Raw genomic sequence first — 21,052 nt, 5'->3', positions numbered from 1 at the left:
GATGCGTTGGGGGGAAAGGGAAGAAGAGGGCTCAGCGGCGCTCGACCGGGCCGTGGATTTTTTCCACGCGACCGGTGACCAGCCACAGCGCCAGCAGGGAGGCCGGCACCAGGGCCGCCACCAGGATGAAAATGGGTGCATAGGATTCGTGGGTCATCGCCGGCACCAGCCACGTGGTGATCAGCGTGCCGGCCACCGCGGCCATGCCGCCCAGGCCGGCGACCGAGCCGACCGATTTGCCACTGAAGATGTCGCCGGGCAGGGTCTGGATGTTGCCGATGGCGATCTGGAAGCCGAACAGCACGAAGGCGATGGTCACCACGGCCCAGACCGGATCGGTGGCCAGCACCGCGCCCAGCAGCGCCGGGGCCATGATCGCGCCGCCCAGGGTGATCACCACCTTGCGGGCCTTGTCCACGCTCCAGCCCGCGCCGATCAGGCGGCCGGACAACCAGCCGCCGCCAAGGCTGCCGATCATCGCGCCGACATACGGCACCCAGGCGAAGATGCCGATCTGCTTGATGTCGAAGCCGAAGGTGTCGGCCAGGTAGAGCGGCAGCCAGGACACGAACAGCCACCAGATCGGGTCCAGGAAGAACCGCGAGATCAGGATGCCCCAGGTCTGCCGATGGCCCAGCAGCTGGCGCATGCTGGGCACGTACTCGGGGACCGGCACGGCCGGTTGTTCGGTGGGCGCATCCAGGATCAACGCGCGCTCGGCGGCGCTCACCCACGGGTGCTTGTCCGGGCCGGCGCGGTAGATGATCAGCCACGGCAGCAGCCAGATGAAGCCGATCGCACCGATCAGGATGAAGGTGCCGCGCCAGCCCAGCCACAGGAACAGCACCGCGATCAGCGGTGCCGACACGATCGCCCCGATCGACGCGCCCGCATTGAACACGCCCTGCGCCAGCGCCCGCTCACGCGCCGGGAACCACTCGGCATTGGCCTTGACCGCACCCGGCCACGCGCCAGCTTCGCTGATGCCGAGCATGGCGCGCACGATGCTGAAGGACAGGATGGAGTGGGTGACCGAATGCAGCGCGATCGAGATCGACCACACCGCGATCGACAGCGCAAAGCCCAGCCGCGTGCCGATGATGTCGAACAGGCGGCCGAACACGAACTGGCCGGCGGCATAGAACAGCATGAAGACCGTGACCAGCAGCGCGTAGTCTTCCTTGGTCGCGCCGACGTCCTTGGAAATCTGCGGCCACATCACGGCCAGGGCGTTGCGGTCGATGTAGTTGATCACCGTGGCAATGGCGATCAGTGCCACGATCAGCCAACGGACATAGGTGCGGGCCTGGGTGGTGACCTTCATTTGCCGTCCTTGCCGGTGCGGGTGCCGGTATCGAAGCGCTTCCAGCCACCGTCCCAGCGCCAGCTGTGGCCGCCGCCGCTCACTTCATGCGATCCGCCCTTGGCCGGGTCATCGGCGATGCCCACGGCGAGCTGCTTGCCGCCGGCCAGGTCGAGCACCAGCACGTCTGCATCCTTGCCGCGGTAGTGGGTGAGGCGGTCGATGCGGCTGTTGGCGCCCCGCACGGTTTCGGCGGTGCCGTCGTACTGGCCGTGCGGTTCGAGCACGCCGTAGAACGTGGTGGCAGCCTGCCCATCCACCCGCTGCAGCAGCATCGGCTCACGGCGCAGGTTGAACGAAGGATCATTCGCGCCGCTCTCGCCGATCAACGCACGTGAGGGCGCGGTGCTGGCGAAACGGTAGGTATAGAAGCGGCCGTCCAGCAGCCAGGTCAGGCTGCGTGCGTCACGGGTCGGCTCGCTCGCCGCATCGATCCAGACGTGCTGGTAACCGTTGGCCTTGCCCAGCACCGGACGTGCGGCGAGCGCGGACTGGCTCTTGAAGCCCACGTCCATGATGTGACCGTTGAAGTGCAGCGGCAGGTCATAGCGCGCGGCCTTGCTGCCGGTGACGCGCAGCAGATCCAGTACCACCGGCTCGCCCAGCGAGGGGTGCGAGAGCAGCGCCTGGGTACGGGTGAAGCTGACCCCGTCGTAGGCACCCTCCATCCGTGCCGAAGCGATCTGGGTATCGTCACTGACCGCGAACAGCAGCGGCGTCGGTGCGAGTGGCTGGCCCTTCTTCCAGTCGCCGCCGAAGTGGCTCTGTTCGTTCACCACCAGCGTGTTGTGCGCGATGGTCTGCCGGGCCCAGCTGCTGTTCTCCGGCAGGTAGATGCCACCGGCCTTCGCCTCGATGTTGAGGAAGCGCGCCGCGCCGTAATCGGTGACCACGCGCTGGCCGTTGTCGTAGAACAACCAGTTGAGCTTGTCGAAGTGGCCGTGGCCCATGCCCTGCTTGGTGTTCTTCATCACCAGCGCCTGGCCGTTCTCGCCCCCCATGCGCAGGATCGCCAGTGCGCCTTCGGTGCCGTCCGGGCCATCGCGCAGCAGGGTCGGTACGAAGGCAAACGGCTTGGCCTTGTTCTCCGCCAGCGCCTGGGCCACCTGCAGGCCTTCGGGCGAGAGCAGCACGCGCTTCTGTGTTTTGGCGACCGACAGCAGGCGTGCATCACCGGTCTGCGCGTAGGCGATATCGATGCCAGCCACCAGTTCCTCGGTGTCCAGGCCCTTGTCGAGAATGGCGTCGTTGATCGGGAAGAAGTAGCCGCCGTAGCTGCTCTGCACCAGCGCATCGACCGCCTTGAGCAGCACGCCGTCGCGGCGCTTGAAGATGCCGCGTTGCGGTTCGTTGCGCTCGATGGCGTTGGCGAACAGGATGAACGGGGCCAGTGCATAGCGCTGGTAGTACGGGCCTTCTTCGTAATACCCGTCCGGCGAGAACAGCTGATCAACCTGTTTCAGGAAGCCGGCACTGCCATCGCGCTTGCTGCCCTGCAACGCCTTGTCGACGTAGTTGGTGTCGCGCAGCACGTAGCCGGTCATGCCCACCGCAGCGACCGCCCAGGTGGCGTGGTTGTGGATCTTGTCGAAGTTCTCCGGCGTGCCGGACAGGAAGTCGGCCATCGCGCGGAACACGTTGTCGTCGATCGTCTTGCGGTCGGCCTCACTGAGCGTGTCGCGGATCGCGTCGTAGCCCTGCGCCGCGCTGACCAGCCACACCGAATCGTTGAGGGTCTGCCAGAACAGCCGGCCGGGAATCTGGCCGCGGCCCTGCGGGTGCGCGCCCAGGCCCGGGTAGAGCTTGGCGTAGCCCAGCAGCAGGTCGCGGGCGAAGGTGGCATAGGCCTTGTCGCCGGTCAGCCGATACAGCGCGCCGGCGGCCTGGATGGCCTGGTAATTGCGCTTGTGCTGTTCGTGCGTGTAACCGCCGCCCTTGTCCTTGGGCACCGGCACGTCGATGCCGGCCTTCATCATCGCGCGCACGCGCTGTTCGGCACGCTGCTGTTCCTTGGCGAACAGTGGCGAGCGCGCACCCTCGGCACGCATCTGCGTCCACTGCGCGGCGGTGACCAGCACCGGTGCGGTGGCGGACGCCGCGGGCGCCTGCCGGGCGGCGGGTGCGGCCTGCGCAGCGGGCAACGCGGCCCCGCCAAGCGTGGCGGCGAGCAGCAGCATCAGGGGCGGGGCGTGATTCATGGCAGGGCCTCAACAGGGGTATCGGACAGCAACGGCGCGGTGGCCGTCAGCGGGTTGTCGCCCATGCGCAGGGTCGGTTCCCCGACGCGATGGCTGAAACGGATGCGGCCGCTGCGGTCGAAGCGGTTGTCGCGGATGCTGGCGAACTGCACGCCATGCAGGCGCAGGCTGGTGTCATCGGCCAGCCCTGCCTGCTCGAACTGGTTGCCGTGCACCTGCAGCGCCGGACCGAAGGTGCTTTCGTCGGTGCCGCCGCGATACAGGTTCACCACCGGCCCGCCGATGCGGCGGAACGTGGAGTCCAGCAGATCCACCTGCTCGGCGTTGTAGGTGCCCAGGTCATCGGTCTCGGCGGCCGCGGCGATCACGCTGCCGGTGATGTCCTCCACCGTGACGTGGGTCAGTGCGATCCGCGCGGCCAGGCTGCCCTTGCCGGTGGCGATCACATCGAAGGCCTTGTTGGCGGTCAGCCCGTGTACGCGGCTGTCCTCGATGCGCAGCGTGTAGTTGAAGGCCTGGCTGCCCGGCGGCACGCGGATCACCGCATTGCCGGCGGCATCCGGGGCGAGCGCGCCGTCGATATCCAGCCGCGCCAGGCGCAACGAACCGCGCGCGCCGATCTCGAACAGGCTCGGCCGCGAGAACTGCACGCTGGCCTGGCCACGTGCGGGGCCGACCACGCTGAGCGGATGGTCCACCGCCAGCACCTGGCTCACGGTGTAGCGGCCGCGCTGCAGCTGCAGCCGGTCGCCCGGGGCGCTGGCGGCCACGGCGGCGGTGAGGGTGTCCTCGCCCGGTGCGACCCTGCGCACCGCGCCGCTGTCCAAGGCGGTGGTCGGCAGCGTCTTGGGGTACCAGTCCACGCCGACCTGGTCGCGGGCAATCGGGGTCAGATCGCGCGGGGCACCGGCATCGATGGCGGCGGTGGGGTAGAGCAGGCCGTTGGCCGCGCGCTGCAGGGTCAGGGTCTGGCCGCTGACACCACCAGGAAAGCCGGCAGACGCGGCAGGGCTCTGCACATTGCCCGCGAAGCTGATGCCGGAGAGATCGCCCTGCGTGCGCAGCAGCTCGCGGTGTCCATCGCCGATGAACAGGTTGCCGGCGATGCGGCTGTTCACTGGCATCGCGTTGCGCTCCTCATCCAGCCCCGCGCCCAGCAACAGCGTGCCGACCTGGATGAAGCTGTTGCGTTCGATCACCGCGTGATCGATCTGCTCGTAGCGGTTCAACGGCGCGTTGTGGGTACCGGCCATCACGCTCAAGGCCGCGGCGAAATTGTCGCCGGCGATGCCTTCGAAGTAGTTGTCGCGTACCGTCTGGTTGCGGTTGATCACGCGTACGCCGCCGGTATGCGCCTTGCTATGGCCGAGGAACACATTGCGTTCGACCCGGTTGCCATGGCCGTGACGCAGTACCAGTGAGCCGCGCGAGTCCTGGAAGACGTTGCCGCGGTACGTGTTGCCGCCGGACTTGTTGGAGACGATCTCCACCTCGCCATCGCACTGCTCGAACCAGTTGTTCTCCACCACGGTGCGCGAATCGGACTGCGAATCGTGGCTGGTGCCGATGCGCATCGTCTCGCCGCCGTTGGAACCGAGGTTGGGGCGCGGGCCGAACCAGTTGTGGTCGATGCGGTGCTGGTTGTCCAGGCCGCTGGTGGCGTTGCGCACCACCACCAGGGTGGTGCCCGCATTGGTCTTGCCGACCAGCTGGTTGTGGTCGAAGCGGTTGTGCTGGCCGTACAGCGCCACCCAGTGATCGGACTGCTGGCGATCCGGCTTGTTGTAGCGGTCGATCACGATCCCGGTCACCCGGCTGTGGTTGGCCCACTCACTGGCTGACCGCCGGAATGACACCACTTCGCCACCCGGCGCCCAACCATCGCGGAAGACGAGGTTGGAGACCTCCAAGTGCTCACCGGCCAGACGCAGCTGGGACTGGCCGCTGAGAATCACCTTGCCGGGGGTCTGCGCCGTCAACTTAATTGGTTGACCAATTTTTCCGGTTCCCCGGAAAAGCAGGTCCACGTCGCGCCAGACGCCGTCCGCCAGGATCACCGTATCGCCGGGGGCGAGGGCGCGTACGGCGGTGGCATAGGCAGCAGCGTCGCGCACCAGATAATCGGCCGCCACGGCAGGGAATGCCGCCAGGGACAGGCTCAACAGCAAGGCCTTGGCCATAGGACGCCGCGCCAACGGCGCATGCGAGTGTTGCAAAGTCACGGGCTTACCCTCCCAGATGAACCGTGGCGACTGACGCGAGCCACGATCCTAACAGGTTGCCGTGCGCGAACGTCAACCACGATCACATACCACTTTAGGTGCATGTGGTATGTGGTTTGCGCATTTTTCTGCTGCGTCCGCACATTAATTCCATGCAAAGTGGTCTGGACGGTGGTGCGGGGTAGACTTTAGTACCAATTCATTGACATTGGTTCATCAGTCGTGAATCTTCCGGATCGAATCCGTGTAATCGGACGATCCATCCTGGGAGGGAGATCACGATGTTGCATGACCGCCGTACGGCCTCACCACGAGGCCTCCGCCGCACCGCGCTGCACAGCGCGCTGTTCTATGCCCTGTGTGCCACCGCGGCCCTGCCGCTGGCCCACGCACAGGACGCCGATGCACCGGCCTCGCCGCCGGGGCAAGCCACCACGCTGGATCAGGTCCAGGTGACCGGCATCCGCGGCACCATCCAGACCTCGATCGACAAGAAGCGCGAGGAAACCGTGGTCTCCGATGTGCTGGCCGCCGACGACATCGGTGATCTGCCGGCGCTGTCGATCGGTGAAGCGATCGAAACGATCACTGGTGCCTCCACCCACCGCGAAAAGGGCGGTGCGTCGGAAATCTCGATCCGTGGCCTGGGCCCGTTCCTCGGTTCGTCCACCTTCAATGGCCGCGAGGCCACCAACGGCAGTGGCGACCGCTCGGTGAACTTCAACCAGTTCCCGTCCGAGCTGATCAACACTGTGGCGATCTACAAGACCCAGCGCGCCGACTTCGTCGAAGGTGGCGTGGCGGGCACGATCAACATGGAGACGGTCAAACCACTGGAGTACGGCAAGCGCACGTTCCAGCTCGATGGCCGGGGCACCTGGCAGGACTACGATGACCGTCTGAAGGACAAGGACGGCGTCGGCTGGCGCGGTACCGCCAGCTACATCGACCAGTTCGACATGGGCAACGCCGGCAAGCTCGGTGTCTCCATCGGCGTGCAGGCGCTGGAAGGCAGCAACCCGGAAGAGATGTTCTCCAGCAGCTCCACCTGGGTGGCCTGCGATGGCCGTGAAGTGGTTGGCGCAACGCGCAACTGCACCCAGGTCAACGGCAACCAGGTCGCCAACGGCGTGCCGTATTACCTGGTGCCCAGCAGCCGCATCTACCGCCAGTTCATCGAGCACGACAAGCGCGATTCGCAGTTCGCCGCACTCCAGTGGCGGCCCAGCGATACGGTGGAAGTGAACCTGGATTACCAGCACTCCAAGCGCGATTACACCGAAGACCGCTCGGATCTGTCGCTGTCCTCGATGATGCGCAACCTCAACAACCGCGTCGTCACCGACGATGGCGCGCTGCTGCACCACACCGGCAGCACCACGGTCGATTCCACCGGCAATTTCCTGGAGCGCCAGGAGGAATACACCGGCGGCGGGCTCAACGTGATCTTCCGGCCGAGCCCGGCGTGGACGCTGTCCACCGATCTGTCCTACTCCAACACCGAGCGCGATCAGATCGAACGCAGCACCCGCCTGCGTGCCGGCCGCACCGACGTCAACGGCAGGCCGGTCGGCGGCATCAAGAACACCCGCTACGTCGATTACACCTATGACTACAGCGGTGATGTGCCGAGCATTTACCTGGATCCGGCGTTCGATGTGAACAACCCGGACAACTTCACCGATTCGGCGCTGGTGCGTCGACGTCAGCAGCACCGCGAGCACACCATCCGTGCCGGCCGCTTCGATGCCACGTTCACCCCGGAAAGCGGCTTCTTCACCGCGATCAAGGGGGGCCTGCGCCGCTCCGAGGCGACATACACCGATTACACCGACACCGTGGATGTCACCACCACCAATGTCGCCGCGATCCGCGCTGCCAACCTGGCCTGCCGCCAGGCGTTCCCGCAGGACGATTTCCTGGCCAACGCCAGTGGCAACACCATCGACCAGTGGGCCAGCTTCGACAGCCGCTGCCTGTTCAAGGCCTTCACCGGCGTGGACGATACCGGGCTGAGCGCGGACCTGCGCAACCCGGCCAACAACGATGTCACCGAGAAAACCAGCGCGCTGTACCTGATGGGCGATTACAGCGCCGAATGGTTCGGCCTGCCGGTGACCGGCAACATCGGCGTGCGGGGTGTGCGCACCGAGGTGCGCTCGGTCGGGCTGCGCAGCGGCCTGGATGTGATCAACAATCCCGACGGCACCGTGACCCTGGAGCCCACCGGCGATTTCACCTCGCAGGTGCTCAAGTCCAGCAATACCGAATGGCTGCCCAGCTTCAACGCGGCCTTCGAACTGCGCCCGGACCTGCTGCTGCGCGTGGGCGCGTATCGGGCGATGTCGCGTCCGGACCTGGCCGCTGAAGGCTTTGGCCGCACCTTCAACCTGGGCGAGGTGGATACCGAGTTCAACAGCGTGGGCGATGCGCTGCGCAGCATCACCGCCACCGGCAACCCGCGCGCCAAGCCGTTGATGTCGTGGAACGGCGACCTCTCGCTGGAGTGGTATGCCAACGAAGACACCATGTTGTCCGGTGCGCTGTACTACAAGCAGTTCAACGGCGGCTCGATGCCGGTGATCGTCAACGAATCATTCGATATCGATGGCCAGAGCGTGACCGTGCCGGTGGAGCAGTTGGCCACCAGCGACCAGAAGAGCGATCTGTTCGGCGTGGAGTTCACCGCCTCGCACAGTTTCTCCTACCTGCCGGGGATCTTCTCCGGACTGGGCGTGAAGGCCAGCTACAACTACGCCGATTCCAACTTCAAGACCGAAGACCTGCGCCTGGGCGAGTCCACCGACCCCTCGACCGGCGTGGTGACCCCGGGTATCGTCGAGCCGGCCAATATCTTCGGGTTGTCCAAGCATGTGGCGTCGGCACAGGTGTACTGGGGCCTGGGCAAGCTCGATCTGCAGGCGATCTACAAGTACCGCTCCGACTATTACCAGCAGTTTGTCGGCGACCCGTCGCAGAACCGCTATGTGCGGGACAATGGCTCGCTGGACTTCCGCGCCACCTACAAAGTGAACAAGCACTTGTCGTTGTCGCTGTCGGCCAGCAACCTCACCGATGAGCCGCGGGTGTCGGATATGCCCATCCTCGGCAGCTTCCGCGAGTACACCACGTACGGGCGGCGGTATTATCTGGGGGTGCGCTACCGCTTCTGAGGTCAGTGGCGCGGTTTTCCCGACCGCGCCGCTCTCTGAAGGCGCGGTCGCGTGTCGGTCCCCAGCCACCTGTCAGCAGGCCTTTGATGATGTCCGAACCCCGTCTGTACCAGTCCATTGCTGCCGAAATCGTCGCGCTGATCGAGAAGGGTGAATTCCCGCCGGGCTCGCGCCTGCCGGGCGAGCGCGACCTGGCCGAACGCCTGGGCGTGAGCCGGGTGACGGTGCGCGAGGCGGAAATCGCGCTGGAAGCGCAGGGCCTGATCACCATCAAGACCGGCTCCGGCGTTTACGTGAAGGCCAAGCCGTCGCAGGCGCCGGGCGCACTGCCCGACGTCTCGGCGTTCGACCTGACCGCGGCACGTGCGGTGATCGAGGCCGAGGCCGCCGCGATGGCGGCCAGCCGCATCACCGATGCCGAACTGGAGGACCTGGCCGGCCTGATCGCGGCCATGGTCGACCCGAATTCGGGCGAGGCGGCGGCCAGCGAGGCGGATCGTCAGTTCCACCTGTCGATCGCGCGGATCGCCGGCAACCCGGTGGTGGAGCACTGCGTGCAGCTGATCTGGCGGATGCGCAACGAGCTGCCGCGGGTCAAGCAGGTCTACGCCAACGTCTGCCACAACGACGATGACACCCGCGACGAGGAACACACCCGGATTCTGGATGCACTGCGCCAACGCGACCCGGCAGCGGCGCGGTCGGCCATGCGCAACCACTTCCAGCGGCTGTTCGAATCGATGCTGGAAGCCACCGAGAATGAAGCGCTGGCCGAAATCCGCCGGCGTACCCAGCAGGACCGCGAACGCTTCATGGCCGCGACCGGGCACTGAGCCCGGCGCGTACCCGCGGGCTTACTCGCCCTGGTACTGCTTTTCTTCGACCAGCTGCGAGCCGGCGATGCGGTTGATCTCGTTCTTGACTTTGACCCGCTCGCCATTGGTGCCATAGACACCGCGCGCCAGCTGGATGAAGGCATCGTCGAACACCTGCGCTGCTTCCTTGTCGCGCAGCTGATCCTGGATCTCCCACATGCGCTCGTTGATTGCCTTGAGCTGCGTCTTCAACGCCTCCAGCCCCGGCTGGGCGCTTACCTGCTGCTGCCACAGCGGCCAGAGGCCCTCGAGTTCCTTGCGGACGTTGGCGTTCTTGCCCGCATCGGCGATGCGTTCGGCCTTGATTTCCAGGATGGTGATCTTGTCGATCAGCTCGCCAATCGATACCGGGGTCAGGATCGCGTCCACGCCATTACTCGCAACAGGTCAGAGCGGCCATGATACCGCGCACCTCCGGGCACCACCCTGACGCAGGATTTACAGAAACGTTGCGCCGATCGCCCGGGTACGCCATGGCGGCGTTACGCCCCGCCTGACGACACTGTCGCTCTCGACGGCGCGGCCGTCATCTGGAGCAGGGCACGTGGTGGGTAAACCTTTGAAACAGCGCCTGCGCTGCGGCGCGGTGCTGGTGGGGCTGGTCATGAGTGGTGCGGCCGCGGCCGCGGTGGAGGGCAATGCGACGCTGACCTCGGACTACGTCTGGCGCGGCAGCTCCCAGAGCGACGGCGATCCGGCCGCGCAGGCCGGCGTGAAGCTCGGTACGGCCACCGGCTGGTATGCCTCGGCGTGGGGCTCGGGCGTCTCGTTCCGCCCGGACAACGGCGCGCGCAGCGAATTCGATCTCATCGCCGGCTGGAGCGGCGCGGTGACGCCGGACTGGAGCGTGGACGTCAATCTGACCCGCTACCTGTATCCCTCGACCACCGTCGATCTGGACTGGACCGAGCTCAACGGCACGGTGACCTGGCGGCAACGCGCGTGGCTGCAGGTCGGCGTCTCCGACAACGCGTTGGCCGGTGGCCACGGCGGCACCTATGCGCAGCTCGGCGCGCGTCTGCCGCTGGGCGGGCAGTGGCGCATCGAGGGCGCGGTGGGCCATTACTGGCTGGACAGCGCGCAGGCCGAGGATTACCTGCACGGCCAGCTCAGCCTGGTGTGGCGGGTGCACGGGCCGTGGGAGCTGCGGGTGACCGGGCATGACACCGGCGGTGCCGCGAAGCAGCTGTTCCCGGGCAACGCGGGATCGCGCGTCGAGGTCGCGGTACAAACCGCCTTCTAACGTAGGGTCAACCCGGGTAGAGCCGACCGTTGGTCGGCTGCCCCAGGCGGTAGAGCCGACCGTTGGTCGGCTGCCCCAGGCGGCGCGCAATGCAGCCGACCAACGGTTGGCTCTACCGGCGTACCACCGCCACCGCCCACACCGCCATCGCCACCAGCGCGACGCCCGCACCGGTGACGCACACACCGGTCCAGCCGAAGCGATCAAACACCTGCGCCGAGACCAGTGAGCCCAGCGAGCCACCGATGAAATAGCCGGTCATGTAGCCGGCATTGAGCCGGTTGCGTGCTTCCGGGCGCAGTGCATACACCACGTTCTGGTTGCTCACATGCAACAACTGCGCAGCCAGATCGAGCACGATCACGCCCAGCACCAGTGCGATCAGCGAGTGCGTGGAGAAGCCCAGTGGCAGCCACGACGCGGCCAGCAGCACCAGCGCCACGGTGGTGGCCAACGCGGCCTTGCCACGGTCGGCCATGCGTCCGGCCACACCGGCGGCCAGCGTGCCGGCCGCACCCACCAGCCCGAACAGACCGATCGTCGCATCGCTGTAGCCATACGGTTCGGCCGCAAGCAGGAACGCCAACGGCGTCCAGAAGATCGCGAACATCGCAAAGCTCAACGCGCCCAGCACGGTGCGCAGGCGGAACACCGGTTCCTGCGCGAACAGCGTGCCGATCGAGCGCAGCAGCTGCAGATAGCCCAGCCCGGCGGTCTGATGGAAGCGCGGCAGATGCCGATAGAGCATGCCCGTGGTCAGCACCAGCGCCGCCGCGGCGATCCAGTACACGGTGCGCCAATCGCCCAGCGAGGACAGCGCCCCGGCTACCGTGCGCGCCAGCAGGATGCCGAGCAGCAGGCCGCTCATCACCGTGCCGACCACCTGGCCACGCTCTTCCGGCCGCGCCAGCGTCGCCGCGAACGGCACCAGCACCTGTGCCACCACCGAGAACAGGCCGGTCAGCGCGGTGCCCACCAGCAGCCACACGAACTGATGGCTGAGCGCGCTCAGCACCAGGCCCGCCGCCGACAGCAGCGACATCACCACGATCAGCCGGCGCCGTTCGAACAGATCGCCCAGCGGCACCAGCAGGATCAGGCCCGCCGCATAGCTCAGCTGGGCCACGGTCACCACCGTACCGGCACGCGCGAAGGACACCCCGAACTGCCCGGCGATGGTGTGCAGCAGCGGCTGCGCGTAATAGTTGCTGGCCACGGCCACACCGGTGGCGAAGGCCATCAGCAGGACCTGCCAGCGGCTGAGGGGCGAGGGCACGTCGTGGGTCATGACGGGCTCCAGGAAAGAAGGGGCGCCAGTGTCCGCCCGATCGGTAAATGAGGGAAATGAATAGTTATCATCCGATGCATCTGAAAATGAGATGGCACGATGAACCTCAAGCAGCTCGAGTTCGCGGTGGCGCTGGCCGAGGAAGGCAACTTCACCCGAGCCGCGCAGCGCTGTCACGTCGTGCAGTCGGCGCTGAGCCACCAGATCGCCCATCTCGAAGACGAACTGCAGGCCACGCTGTTCGAGCGCCTGCCGCGTCAGGTCAGGGTAACGCCCGCCGGTGAAGCACTGTTGACGCACGCACGCCAGGTGCTGGCGTCACTGCGGCATCTGCGCGATGACGTCGCCGCCGTCGGTGGCCAGGTGCGCGGCATCCTGCACATCGGCCAGATCACCTCATTGACCGCGGTGGATCTGGTCGCTTGCCTGGCGGCCTTTCACCAGCGCTATCCGCAGGTCGAGTTCCGCCTGCGCATGGACAAGAGCGAAGTGCTGATGGCCGACGTGCGCGAGCGGCGGCTGGATGTGGCGCTGGTCGGCCTGTCGCCGGGGACCCCGATCGAGGGCGCCCAGCACCGATTGCTGGCCGAGGAGGCGATGGTCGCCGTGCTGCCGCCGGCGCATCCATTGGCGACGCGCAGACGACTCTCGCTGGCGACGCTGGCCGAGCTGCCGCTGGTGGATTTCCCGCAGGGCAGTGGGGCCCGTCGGCAGACGGACGAGGCCTTCGCCGCCGCCGGACTGCCCCATCGGGTGCCGTTCGAGATCAATCACATGGCGCTGGTCGAGCGCTTCGTGCAGCAGGGTCTGGCGGTCGGCATCGTGCCGCAGGCGATCGCTGCCGGTTTCAGCGGCGTTGCCTGTGTGGCAATCCAGGGTGCACCGACCCGGCGGGTTCATGCGGTCTGGTCGCACCTGCCCACGCCGGCGGCGCGGGCCTTCATGGCGGAACTGCTGCAGCACGTGGCCCCGGCACCGGAGCCACGCACCAAGGCCTCACTCAGGCGCCGCGCACGCGCAGGGTCAGGCCCTTGAGGAAATTGCGCAGCATCTGGTCACCGCAGGCGCGGTAGTTCTTGTGGTCCGGCTGACGGAACAGCGCGGACAGTTCCGGCTTGGAGACCGAGAAACCGGCGGCGTCGAACACCTCGTGCATGTCCACGTCCTTCAGCTGGAAGGCGACGCGCAGCTTCTTCAGCACCAGGTTGTTGGTGATGCGCTTTTCCACCGGGCGGACCGGCTGGCTCTCGTCGCGGCCACGGAAATGTACGATCAGGCCATCCAGGAAATGCGCCAGGGTGCGGTCGTCGCAGGGCACGAAGCCTTCTTCGTCTTCCTTGCGCAGCCAGCCGGCCACATCGGCCTTGTCGACCACGAAGGCCGGATCGGCCAGGGCACAGGTGTCGGCGATCATGCCGTCGCTGAGGTCGAGCATGTAGCGGATGCTGCGCAGTACATCGTTGTTGATCATGGGACGTCCAATACCGCCGGCGCGGCTGCGCGGCTGGCGGCCATTTTACCCCGTGCCGGGCGCGCCGCCGGCTGCGACCGGTGGTCGCTGTCATCTGGCTGCCATGAAAGTGAAGCACAGTGCCGCGATCAGGCATCGACAGGCAGTGGAGCAGGCAATGCGCAGGTGGCAGGTACTCGGGTGTGTGGGCATGTTGCTGGCGGGGCAGGCTGGGGCGCAGGTTCCGTATGTGGCGCTGGAGCAGCGGCTGGATCCGCAGGCGCTGGCCGAGGTCGGGCTGACCCCGGCCCAGCTGCAGACGCTGAACCGCCTGCTGCGCCAAGCCGAGGCCGAGGCCCCGGCGCCGGCACCCCTGTTCCCCGGGCTGGACGACGGCCCCATCACCGCCAAGGTCACCGGCGAGGTGGGCGGCTGGGCCCCCGGCACCGTGTTCACCCTCGACAACGGCCAGCAGTGGCAGGTGCTCAAGGGCGAGATGACGCTCAAGACCGCCCGCAGCAACCCCGAGATCGTGGTGGTGCCGGGCATCGCCGGCCGCTGGTTCCTGCAGGTGGATGAAGACCTGCCCAAGGCACGGGTGTTCCGCATCCGCTGAGACGAAGGCGCGCAGGACCGGGTAGCAGAGCAGCGCACGGCGCTGCACCGGGCGGGCATCGGTGCGAAAATGGTCGGGATCTCCACGGAGTACCTCGATGACCCGTACCGCTCTGATTACCGGCGCCACCTCCGGCTTTGGCGCCGCCGCTGTCCACCGTTTCGCCCAGGCCGGCTGGCGCGTGATCGCCACCGGTCGCCGTGCCGAGCGCCTGCAGCCGCTGGTCGATGCCTACGGTCCCGAGCGCGTGCATGCCGCGGTGTTCGACGTGCGCGACAGCGTGGCGATGGAAGCGGCACTGGCCGCCCTGCCGGCCGGGTTCGCCGACATCGACCTGCTGGTCAACAACGCCGGGCTGGCCCAGGGCACCGCCCCGGCCCAGAGCGCCTCGCTGGAGGACTGGCGCACCATGATCGACACCAACGTCACCGCCCTGGTGACGCTGACCCATCGCCTGTTGCCGCAGCTGGTCGCGCGCAAGGGCGCGATCATCAACATCAGCTCGGTTGCCGGCGTGTACCCGTACCCGGGCGGCAACGCCTACGGCGGCACCAAGGCCTTCGTCAGCCAGTTCTCGCTGGGCCTGCGCTCGGACCTGCACGGCAGCGGCGTGCGTGTGACGACGATCGAACCGGGCATGGCTGAAACCGAGTTCACCGTGGTCCGCACCCATGGCGACCAGGCCGCTTCGGACAAGCTCTACACCGGCGCCAACCCGATGACCGCCGAGGACATCGCCGAGCAGATCTTCTGGGTCGCCTCGCTGCCGGCGCACCTGAACATCAATCGCCTCGAAGTGATGCCGGTCAGCCAGTCGTTCGCCGGCTTCCAGGTCGCGCGCGACTGATCCAAGGGCATCGCTGGCCAACACCTCGGCCGCACGCCCGAACGGGCCAACACCTCGGCCGCACGCCCGAAACCGGTAGAGCCGACCGTTGGTCGGCTGCCCTTGGCGCATACCCACCGCTGACGGCAGCCGACCAACGGTCGGCTCTACCTGCATCCTGGCAGCCGACCAACGGTCGGCTCTACCTGCATCCTGGCAGCCGACCAACGGTCGGCTCTACCTCAGGCGGCCGTCCACACCGCCAGCTCATACCCATCCGGATCGCGGAAATGAAACCGACGGCCGCCCGGGAAATCAAACGCGGCCCGGCAGATTGCCGCGCCGGCCGCCTGCAGCCGCTGCTGCGTGGCGACCAGGTCATCGGCATACAGAATCACCAGGGGTCCGCCCGGTTGCACCGCTTCGCCGGTGGTGAACCCACCGGTCAGGCGTCCATCGCTGAACTCGGTGTAGGCCGGGCCGTAATCGGTGAACGTCCAGCCGAAGACCTCAGCGTAGAACGCCTTGCTGCGCGCGATGTCGGTGACATTGAATTCGATGTTGTCGATGCGGCGATCGTTGCCGTGTGCGGTGCTCATGGGCGCTTCTCGTGGAAAGGAGCCCCAGCATCGCCACTGCGGCCGCGCCGGTCTTGAACAAAACGGCCAGTCAGCCACGCCACTGCGCGCACAACGCCGCCGCCCCGATCCCTGCCAGCGCCCGCACCTCGCGGCTCAGGTGCGACTGGTCGGCGTAGCCCACCTCCGCCGCCAACCCCGCCAGCCCCTCTCCCGGTCTCGCCCGGGCCAGCGTCAGGAACCGCTGCAGCCGCAGAATCCGCTCCAGCATCTTCGGTCCATAGCCGAACTGCTCATGGCACAACCGGCGCAGGCTGCGCGTGCTTATGTGCAGCCCCGAACCGATCGCGGCCAGATCATGACCACCGGCCCGCACCTGCCCGAACACCCGCGCCGCCACCGCGTGGCGGCTACCGGTAGAGCGGGGCAACCCAGCCAGCGCCTGCGCGAACAACCGCTGCCGCGCATCGCCATCGCCCACGTCATTCAACCGCGCCGCCAACTGCCGCGCCTGGGGTCCCAGCACCGCATCCAGCTCCACGGCGGTGCCCACCAGTTCGTCCAGCGGCACCCCCAGCCACGCCCGCGCCGCGCCGGGCTGGAAGCGCGCGCCCAACACCTGCGCGCCGGGCATCAACTGCGGGTGGGCGGCCACCACATCCGGGCCCACCGCATACAGCCGCCCCTCGCGCCACAGGATATCCACGCAGCCATCAGGCAGCACCGCAACCTCACCGCTATGGCCCACCGGCAGATCGCTGCGCCACAGCTGCCCGAAACAGCCCTGCAACGGAGCAGGTGCCGCCCATTCGCGGTAGCGACCGGTCGCACCGGCAACGCCGGGAAGGTCATCAGAATCGGGGCGGGAAGACATGCAGGGACGATAACCCGTCGAGCCGACCGTGGGTCGGCTGCTCTGGGCGATCAAAAAAAACGCCGGGCAATGCCCGGCGTTCCTGTATACGTTGCAGCGCGCCTTACTGCGCCTTGATCGCCATCGCCTGCAGCCCCGTCCCATCCAGCTTCTGCTTGGCTTCGGCCAGCTCGCCCGCGCTGCCATACGGCCCCATGCGCACGCGGTACACCGTCTTGCCGTTGATCTGGGCCGATTCCACGCGCGCGGCCAGGCCGATCATCGCCAGCTTGGCCTTGGTCGCCTCGGCGTCGCCGGAGGCACCAAACGCACCGGCCTGCAGGATGTAACGCACGTTGCCCGCGGCCGGCGCTGCGGTTGCAGCGCCGGCAGCCGGGGCGGTGGCGGCCGCTGCATCCGGCTTCGGCGCGGTGGCCACCGTGGCCGGTGCCGATGCCGCCGGTGCCGGGGTGGCGGCCGGACGTTCGTTCACCGGCGCTGGCAACGCAGCGGTACTGACCGGCGCAGGCGTGGTGGTCGCGGCGGTGCTGGTCGGCGCCGGTGCCGGCGGCAACGGACGGCCTTCCAGCGCCGCCTGCGCGCGCTGCGCATCGGCCTTGGCGCGGCGCTGATCTTCGGCGCGTGCGCTGGCGGCCAGCTCGGCATCGGACATTTCCACTTCCTTGCCGGGCAGCAGGGTGTAGAAGTCGTACTGCGTCGCCGCCGGCTTGGCCGGTTCGGCAGGCTTGGCGGCGCCGGGCTTGGGCAGCTCGGTGCCGACGTCCGTATCGGCGTCGCTCACCGGGGCCGGCTGGGCGTTCGGGTCCGGCTGCGGGCCGACCCGCAGGAAGCCATCACCGTCGTTCTTGAACAGGTTCGGTGCCGCCAGGAACACCACGGCCGCAATCGCGACACCCGCGACCAGCCACACCCATCCCGGGGTGCCCTGGTTGCTGTTGCGCCGTGCCTGGCTCTTGCCGCGTCGTGCTGCCATTTACTGCTTCTCCACTGCTTACATTTTTTCCGGGGCGGAAACGCCCAGGATGTTCAGACCATTGGCCAGGACCTGGCGCGCGGCGCAGGCCAGCGTCAGCTTGGCATTGCGTTCGCTTTCGTCGGCCACCAGTACCTGCGTGCCGTGATACCACGTGTGGAAGGCGTGCGCCAATTCACGCAGGTACTGCGCGATCAGGTGCGGTTCCAGCGCCAGGCCGGCCGCTTCAACGACTTCCGGGAAGCGCGACATTTCCACCATCAGCCACAGCGACGCCTCATCGCCGAGCGAGGACAGCCCGGTCAGCCCTTCGGCCGGCGTGTAGCTCAGCTTCTTCTCCTGCGCCTGGCGCAGCAGGCTGCACACCCGCGCATGCGCGTACTGCACGTAGAACACCGGATTGTCGTTGCTCTGCTGGCGGGCCAGATCGATATCGAAGGTCAGCTGCGAATCGGGCTTGCGCGCGATCAGGAACCAGCGGGTGGCATCGCGGCCGGCCTCTTCGATCAGGTCGCGCAGGGTCAGGTAGCTGCCGGCACGCTTGGACAGCTTCACTTCCTCGCCGCCGCGCATCACCGTCACCATCTGGTGCAGCACGTATTCCGGCCAGCCCTTCGGGATGCCGACGTCCAGCGCCTGCAGGCCGGCACGCACGCGCGCCAGCGAACCGTGGTGGTCCGCGCCCAGCTCGGTGATCGCGCGCTCGTAGCCGCGCTGCCACTTGGAGAGGTGATAGGCCACATCCGGCAGGAAGTAGGTGTAGGTGCCGTCGGACTTGCGCATCACGCGGTCCTTGTCGTCACCGAAGTCGGTCGAGCGCAGCCACAGCGCGCCGCCTTCCTCATACGTATGGCCGGCCGCGTTGAGCTGGGCGACGGTCTCTTCGACCTTGCCGTCCTTGTACAGCGAGCTTTCCAGGAAGTAGATGTCGAAGTCCACGCCGAACGCGGCCAGGTCCTGGTTCTGCTCGTTGCGCAGGTAGGCCACCGCGAAGCGACGGATCGCATCGAGATTGTCCGGGTCGCGCTCGCCGACCACCGAGTGGCCTTCCAGCTCCACCGTGGCGCCGGCCAGATAGGCCTTGGCCACATCCTCGATGTAATCGCCGCGGTAACCGGCTTCCGGCCAGCCGGCGTCGTCGGGCTTGAGGCCCTTCGCACGCGCCTGGGTGGACAGCGCCAGGTTCTCGATCTGTACGCCGGCGTCGTTGTAGTAGAACTCGCGCTTGGCGTTCCAACCGTTTACTTCCAGCAGGCGCGCCAGACAGTCACCGATCGCCGCCGCGCGGCCGTGGCCGACATGCAGCGGACCGGTCGGGTTGGCCGACACGTATTCCACGCCCACGGTGCGGCCGTTGCCGCTCAGGTTGTGGCCGTAATCGGCGCCTTCCTTGAGCACGCCGGCCGCTTCGCGCTGGTAGGCGCTGGGGGCGAGGTGGAAATTGATGAAGCCCGGGCCGGCGATCTCGACGCGCAGCACATCATTGCTCTTGGGCAGGGCATCGAGCAGCGCCTGGGCCAGGGCGCGCGGGTTGCTGCGCGCCGGCTTGGCCAGCAGCATCGCGGCATTGGTGGCGAAATCGCCGTGCTCACGGGTCTTCGGGCGTTCGACCACGAATTCCGGGGTCAGGGTATCGGCCGGCAGAGTGCCGTTGGCGCGCAAGGCTTCGATGCCTTGGCTGATCAGGGCGCGGAGGAGATTTTTCACAAGGCCTGCTTTGGGACTGGAGCGGCGGAATCGGCAATTTTAGCCTAGATGGCGGGCCGATCCATTGAACGGGGTTGGGGCAGGGGGCTTGAGGGGTGTTGGGGGCGGTTTCAGGGCTTCGGACAGGGGTTCTGGGACTGACTGGGGCGTTCAGCCCCGAAAAGAGAGGGGGGGTTCGAGCCAGCCTCGTTCAGCCATGGAGACGGGGGTGCCTTCGCCTACTACTACGTGGTCCAGGAGGCGGATGTCGACCAGATCCAAGGCCTTCTGGAGGTGCTGGGTGATCTCGCGATCCGCGCGAGAGGGCTCGGCGCTGCCGGAGGGGTGGTTGTGGCTGACGATGACCGCTGCGGCGTTATGCAATAACGCCCGGCGAACCACCTCCCGCGGGTACACGGCGGCCGCGTCAATGGTGCCGGTGAACAGCTCCTCATAGCCCAGTGTCCGGTTGCGGGTGTCCAGAAACAGGGCCGCAAATACCTCTTGAGGTCGGGAGCGCAGTCTTTGCTTGAAGTAACGCGCTGCAGAGCCGGGGTCGCGCATGCTGTCGCCTCGATCCAATTGCGCGCGGAGGTGACGGTTAGCGAGTTCGAGCGCCGCCACCAGTTTGCATGCTCGTGCAGGCCCCAGTGCCGGAAGCTTCATGAGCTTTGCGGCATCCATGTCCAATAACTTCCGCAGTGGACCATGAATCTTCATCAGCTGACTCGCGCTCTCCAGCACATGCTGGCCCTTGCGGCCGGTACCCATGAATAAGACCAGAAGCTCTACGTCAGATAAAGCAGCGGGTCCTTTTGCCAGCAACCTTTCGCGAGGGCGTTCATCTTTGGGCCAGTCTTTAATTGCCATATCAGCAATTGTCGGGATGCACGAGTGGAGGCGCCATCAGAAGCGATCGCGATAGCGCGTCAGAATCTGGAGGGATGGATGCAGGTGCTATCCCCGGATTTGAATATCAATCTCTGAAAGCCTTGGGATGTCTGCGTCGCATCGTGAGTAATACTTCATGGGCAATCTGCCTCATACAAGCCAACTCAGGGCGTCCCTTTAGGGGTGAAACCATGTCATTGCTATGAAAAACCCAGCCCAGCGAATTGTTTCGTGACAAGTCCATGTACCTTTCCTCAAGCTGTGGATCAACATGCGCGCCGCCATCGGTGTCGGCCACATTCCCCACAAGCTCGCGCCTGCTAAGAAATCGTCCCTTGTTGTCCTTCAGAACCGGCTCGTTCCACCATGTGGGGAAGGGTACGAGTTTCGGGCGTCTATGTGATTCGCCTGCCGCGACGAGAGGAAGATACTCCGCGCCGTTTGCATCCATTCGGTACATAACCAAATTGCATTCGGTAAGGAGATTGCGAGGATTCAGTTCTCCAGCGGAATCGTAAAAATGACCGTCGCGTAGGCCGAGTTGTTCAAGCAGTGCTTGTGAATTTCCGCGATGGTGCAACAGGACCCTGAGTGATAGGGCGATGTGTTTGCCAATCGCCTCCAGGCCTGAGTCGAATGAAGAGCATGCATGCTGTAGCAGTTCAACTTGGTCCTGCAGTTCTCTCTCTAGCTCACCCTTCGGCCTCGTGATTCGTACTCTCTTATCCATGGCGTGTCACTCCAGTCTCTCAATGTGGCCAGAATATGGAATTGTTCAAGCAGATCAGAAGCCACA

18 protein-coding genes are annotated in these 21,052 nt (G+C 66.4%); 6 read left to right on the top strand and 12 right to left on the bottom strand.

What is annotated here, in order from left to right:
* Positions 1 to 31: 31 nt before the first annotated feature.
* The 3 genes from ABE483_RS02830 to ABE483_RS02820 are packed head-to-tail and all read right to left on the bottom strand — an operon-like array spanning position 32 to position 5,783.
* On the bottom strand, positions 32 to 1,324 hold the full coding sequence (locus ABE483_RS02830; RefSeq protein ID WP_313208819.1) for an MFS transporter: 1,293 nt from the start codon (positions 1,322 to 1,324) through the stop codon (positions 32 to 34).
* Positions 1,321 to 3,561, bottom strand: a complete 2,241-nt coding sequence (locus tag ABE483_RS02825) for an oligoalginate lyase (RefSeq protein WP_346481075.1) — start codon at positions 3,559 to 3,561, stop codon at positions 1,321 to 1,323. The genes ABE483_RS02830 and ABE483_RS02825 overlap by 4 nt, the downstream gene beginning before the upstream one ends.
* Entirely contained in the window at positions 3,558 to 5,783 is a 2,226-nt protein-coding gene (locus ABE483_RS02820; RefSeq protein ID WP_346481074.1) for a polysaccharide lyase 6 family protein, read from the bottom strand. Before ABE483_RS02820 ends, ABE483_RS02825 begins: the two co-directional genes overlap by 4 nt.
* 281 nt (positions 5,784 to 6,064) lie before the next feature.
* On the opposite strand from ABE483_RS02820, the gene ABE483_RS02815 reads away from it, so the two are divergent.
* On the top strand, positions 6,065 to 8,956 hold the full coding sequence (locus ABE483_RS02815; RefSeq protein ID WP_346481073.1) for a TonB-dependent receptor: 2,892 nt from the start codon (positions 6,065 to 6,067) through the stop codon (positions 8,954 to 8,956).
* Positions 8,957 to 9,045: 89 nt separating this feature from the next.
* Entirely contained in the window at positions 9,046 to 9,789 is a 744-nt protein-coding gene (locus tag ABE483_RS02810; RefSeq protein ID WP_088432357.1) for a FadR/GntR family transcriptional regulator, read from the top strand.
* Between the two features lie 21 nt (positions 9,790 to 9,810).
* Here ABE483_RS02810 and ABE483_RS02805 read toward each other — a convergent pair whose 3' ends face one another.
* A complete protein-coding gene (locus tag ABE483_RS02805; RefSeq protein ID WP_259260470.1) occupies positions 9,811 to 10,200 on the bottom strand; it encodes a DUF6165 family protein in 390 nt (129 codons plus the stop codon).
* A 235-nt stretch (positions 10,201 to 10,435) separates the two neighbouring features.
* On the opposite strand from ABE483_RS02805, the gene ABE483_RS02800 reads away from it, so the two are divergent.
* Positions 10,436 to 11,074 carry a TorF family putative porin gene (locus tag ABE483_RS02800; protein ID WP_313219949.1) on the top strand — a complete coding sequence of 213 codons (639 nt, stop codon included), beginning with the start codon at positions 10,436 to 10,438 and terminating at the stop codon, positions 11,072 to 11,074.
* A 112-nt stretch (positions 11,075 to 11,186) separates the two neighbouring features.
* On the opposite strand, the gene ABE483_RS02795 is transcribed toward ABE483_RS02800, so the two are convergent.
* A complete protein-coding gene (locus tag ABE483_RS02795) occupies positions 11,187 to 12,362 on the bottom strand; it encodes an MFS transporter (RefSeq protein WP_313208815.1) in 1,176 nt (391 codons plus the stop codon).
* Positions 12,363 to 12,461: 99 nt separating this feature from the next.
* Between ABE483_RS02795 and ABE483_RS02790 the strand changes: the two genes are divergently transcribed.
* The gene (locus tag ABE483_RS02790) at positions 12,462 to 13,397 is read left to right on the top strand and encodes a LysR family transcriptional regulator (RefSeq protein ID WP_346464612.1); all 936 of its coding nucleotides are present in this window, start codon (positions 12,462 to 12,464) and stop codon (positions 13,395 to 13,397) included.
* Here the strand turns inward: ABE483_RS02790 and ABE483_RS02785 are convergent.
* Complete coding sequence (locus ABE483_RS02785) at positions 13,363 to 13,833, bottom strand: DUF1456 family protein (protein ID WP_088432353.1); 471 nt, start codon at positions 13,831 to 13,833, stop codon at positions 13,363 to 13,365. The two genes, ABE483_RS02790 and ABE483_RS02785, sit on opposite strands and share 35 nt — an antisense overlap.
* 157 nt (positions 13,834 to 13,990) lie before the next feature.
* Between ABE483_RS02785 and ABE483_RS02780 the strand changes: the two genes are divergently transcribed.
* Positions 13,991 to 14,428 carry a hypothetical protein gene (locus ABE483_RS02780; RefSeq protein ID WP_346481072.1) on the top strand — a complete coding sequence of 146 codons (438 nt, stop codon included), beginning with the start codon at positions 13,991 to 13,993 and terminating at the stop codon, positions 14,426 to 14,428.
* A 97-nt stretch (positions 14,429 to 14,525) separates the two neighbouring features.
* The gene (locus ABE483_RS02775) at positions 14,526 to 15,275 is read left to right on the top strand and encodes an SDR family NAD(P)-dependent oxidoreductase (RefSeq protein WP_176990950.1); all 750 of its coding nucleotides are present in this window, start codon (positions 14,526 to 14,528) and stop codon (positions 15,273 to 15,275) included.
* A 221-nt stretch (positions 15,276 to 15,496) separates the two neighbouring features.
* Here the strand turns inward: ABE483_RS02775 and ABE483_RS02770 are convergent, their stop codons facing one another.
* The 6 genes from ABE483_RS02770 to ABE483_RS02745 all read right to left on the bottom strand — a co-directional run bounded on the left by ABE483_RS02770 (position 15,497) and on the right by ABE483_RS02745 (position 20,986).
* Positions 15,497 to 15,853 (bottom strand): VOC family protein, encoded by a 357-nt coding sequence (locus tag ABE483_RS02770; protein ID WP_313208812.1) that lies wholly within the window; start codon positions 15,851 to 15,853, stop codon positions 15,497 to 15,499.
* A 70-nt stretch (positions 15,854 to 15,923) separates the two neighbouring features.
* The gene (locus ABE483_RS02765) at positions 15,924 to 16,706 is read right to left on the bottom strand and encodes a helix-turn-helix domain-containing protein (protein WP_346466699.1); all 783 of its coding nucleotides are present in this window, start codon (positions 16,704 to 16,706) and stop codon (positions 15,924 to 15,926) included.
* Between the two features lie 103 nt (positions 16,707 to 16,809).
* The gene (locus tag ABE483_RS02760; protein ID WP_346466700.1) at positions 16,810 to 17,679 is read right to left on the bottom strand and encodes an SPOR domain-containing protein; all 870 of its coding nucleotides are present in this window, start codon (positions 17,677 to 17,679) and stop codon (positions 16,810 to 16,812) included.
* Positions 17,680 to 17,697: 18 nt separating this feature from the next.
* Positions 17,698 to 19,386, bottom strand: coding sequence for an arginine--tRNA ligase (gene argS / locus ABE483_RS02755; protein WP_346464610.1), 1,689 nt, complete (start codon positions 19,384 to 19,386; stop codon positions 17,698 to 17,700).
* A 150-nt stretch (positions 19,387 to 19,536) separates the two neighbouring features.
* Positions 19,537 to 20,235: a DNA repair protein RadC gene (radC, locus tag ABE483_RS02750; protein ID WP_346481071.1), complete on the bottom strand. Its 699-nt coding sequence runs from the start codon at positions 20,233 to 20,235 to the stop codon at positions 19,537 to 19,539.
* Between the two features lie 106 nt (positions 20,236 to 20,341).
* Positions 20,342 to 20,986, bottom strand: a complete 645-nt coding sequence (locus tag ABE483_RS02745) for a hypothetical protein (RefSeq protein ID WP_346481070.1) — start codon at positions 20,984 to 20,986, stop codon at positions 20,342 to 20,344.
* Between the last annotated feature and the right edge of the window lie 66 nt (positions 20,987 to 21,052).

Source organism: Stenotrophomonas sp. TWI602, assembly GCF_039674045.1.
Lineage (GTDB): Bacteria > Pseudomonadota > Gammaproteobacteria > Xanthomonadales > Xanthomonadaceae > Stenotrophomonas.
The sequence above is the reverse complement of the archived record's forward strand: the minus strand, read 5'-3'. Positions and strand labels throughout refer to the sequence as shown.

What these genes read in the sequence shown, in the direction of transcription:
- ABE483_RS02830 (WP_313208819.1), bottom strand. Translation starts at nt 1,324, where the DNA reads ATGAAGGTCACCACCCAGGCCCGCACCTATGTCCGTTGGCTGATCGTG.
- ABE483_RS02825 (WP_346481075.1), bottom strand. Translation starts at nt 3,561, where the DNA reads ATGAATCACGCCCCGCCCCTGATGCTGCTGCTCGCCGCCACGCTTGGC.
- ABE483_RS02815 (WP_346481073.1), top strand. Translation starts at nt 6,065, where the DNA reads ATGTTGCATGACCGCCGTACGGCCTCACCACGAGGCCTCCGCCGCACC.
- ABE483_RS02810 (WP_088432357.1), top strand. Translation starts at nt 9,046, where the DNA reads ATGTCCGAACCCCGTCTGTACCAGTCCATTGCTGCCGAAATCGTCGCG.
- ABE483_RS02800 (WP_313219949.1), top strand. Translation starts at nt 10,436, where the DNA reads ATGAGTGGTGCGGCCGCGGCCGCGGTGGAGGGCAATGCGACGCTGACC.
- ABE483_RS02795 (WP_313208815.1), bottom strand. Translation starts at nt 12,362, where the DNA reads ATGACCCACGACGTGCCCTCGCCCCTCAGCCGCTGGCAGGTCCTGCTG.
- ABE483_RS02790 (WP_346464612.1), top strand. Translation starts at nt 12,462, where the DNA reads ATGAACCTCAAGCAGCTCGAGTTCGCGGTGGCGCTGGCCGAGGAAGGC.
- ABE483_RS02785 (WP_088432353.1), bottom strand. Translation starts at nt 13,833, where the DNA reads ATGATCAACAACGATGTACTGCGCAGCATCCGCTACATGCTCGACCTC.
- ABE483_RS02780 (WP_346481072.1), top strand. Translation starts at nt 13,991, where the DNA reads ATGCGCAGGTGGCAGGTACTCGGGTGTGTGGGCATGTTGCTGGCGGGG.
- ABE483_RS02775 (WP_176990950.1), top strand. Translation starts at nt 14,526, where the DNA reads ATGACCCGTACCGCTCTGATTACCGGCGCCACCTCCGGCTTTGGCGCC.
- ABE483_RS02770 (WP_313208812.1), bottom strand. Translation starts at nt 15,853, where the DNA reads ATGAGCACCGCACACGGCAACGATCGCCGCATCGACAACATCGAATTC.
- ABE483_RS02765 (WP_346466699.1), bottom strand. Translation starts at nt 16,706, where the DNA reads ATGTCTTCCCGCCCCGATTCTGATGACCTTCCCGGCGTTGCCGGTGCG.
- ABE483_RS02760 (WP_346466700.1), bottom strand. Translation starts at nt 17,679, where the DNA reads ATGGCAGCACGACGCGGCAAGAGCCAGGCACGGCGCAACAGCAACCAG.
- radC (WP_346481071.1), bottom strand. Translation starts at nt 20,235, where the DNA reads ATGGCAATTAAAGACTGGCCCAAAGATGAACGCCCTCGCGAAAGGTTG.
- ABE483_RS02745 (WP_346481070.1), bottom strand. Translation starts at nt 20,986, where the DNA reads ATGGATAAGAGAGTACGAATCACGAGGCCGAAGGGTGAGCTAGAGAGA.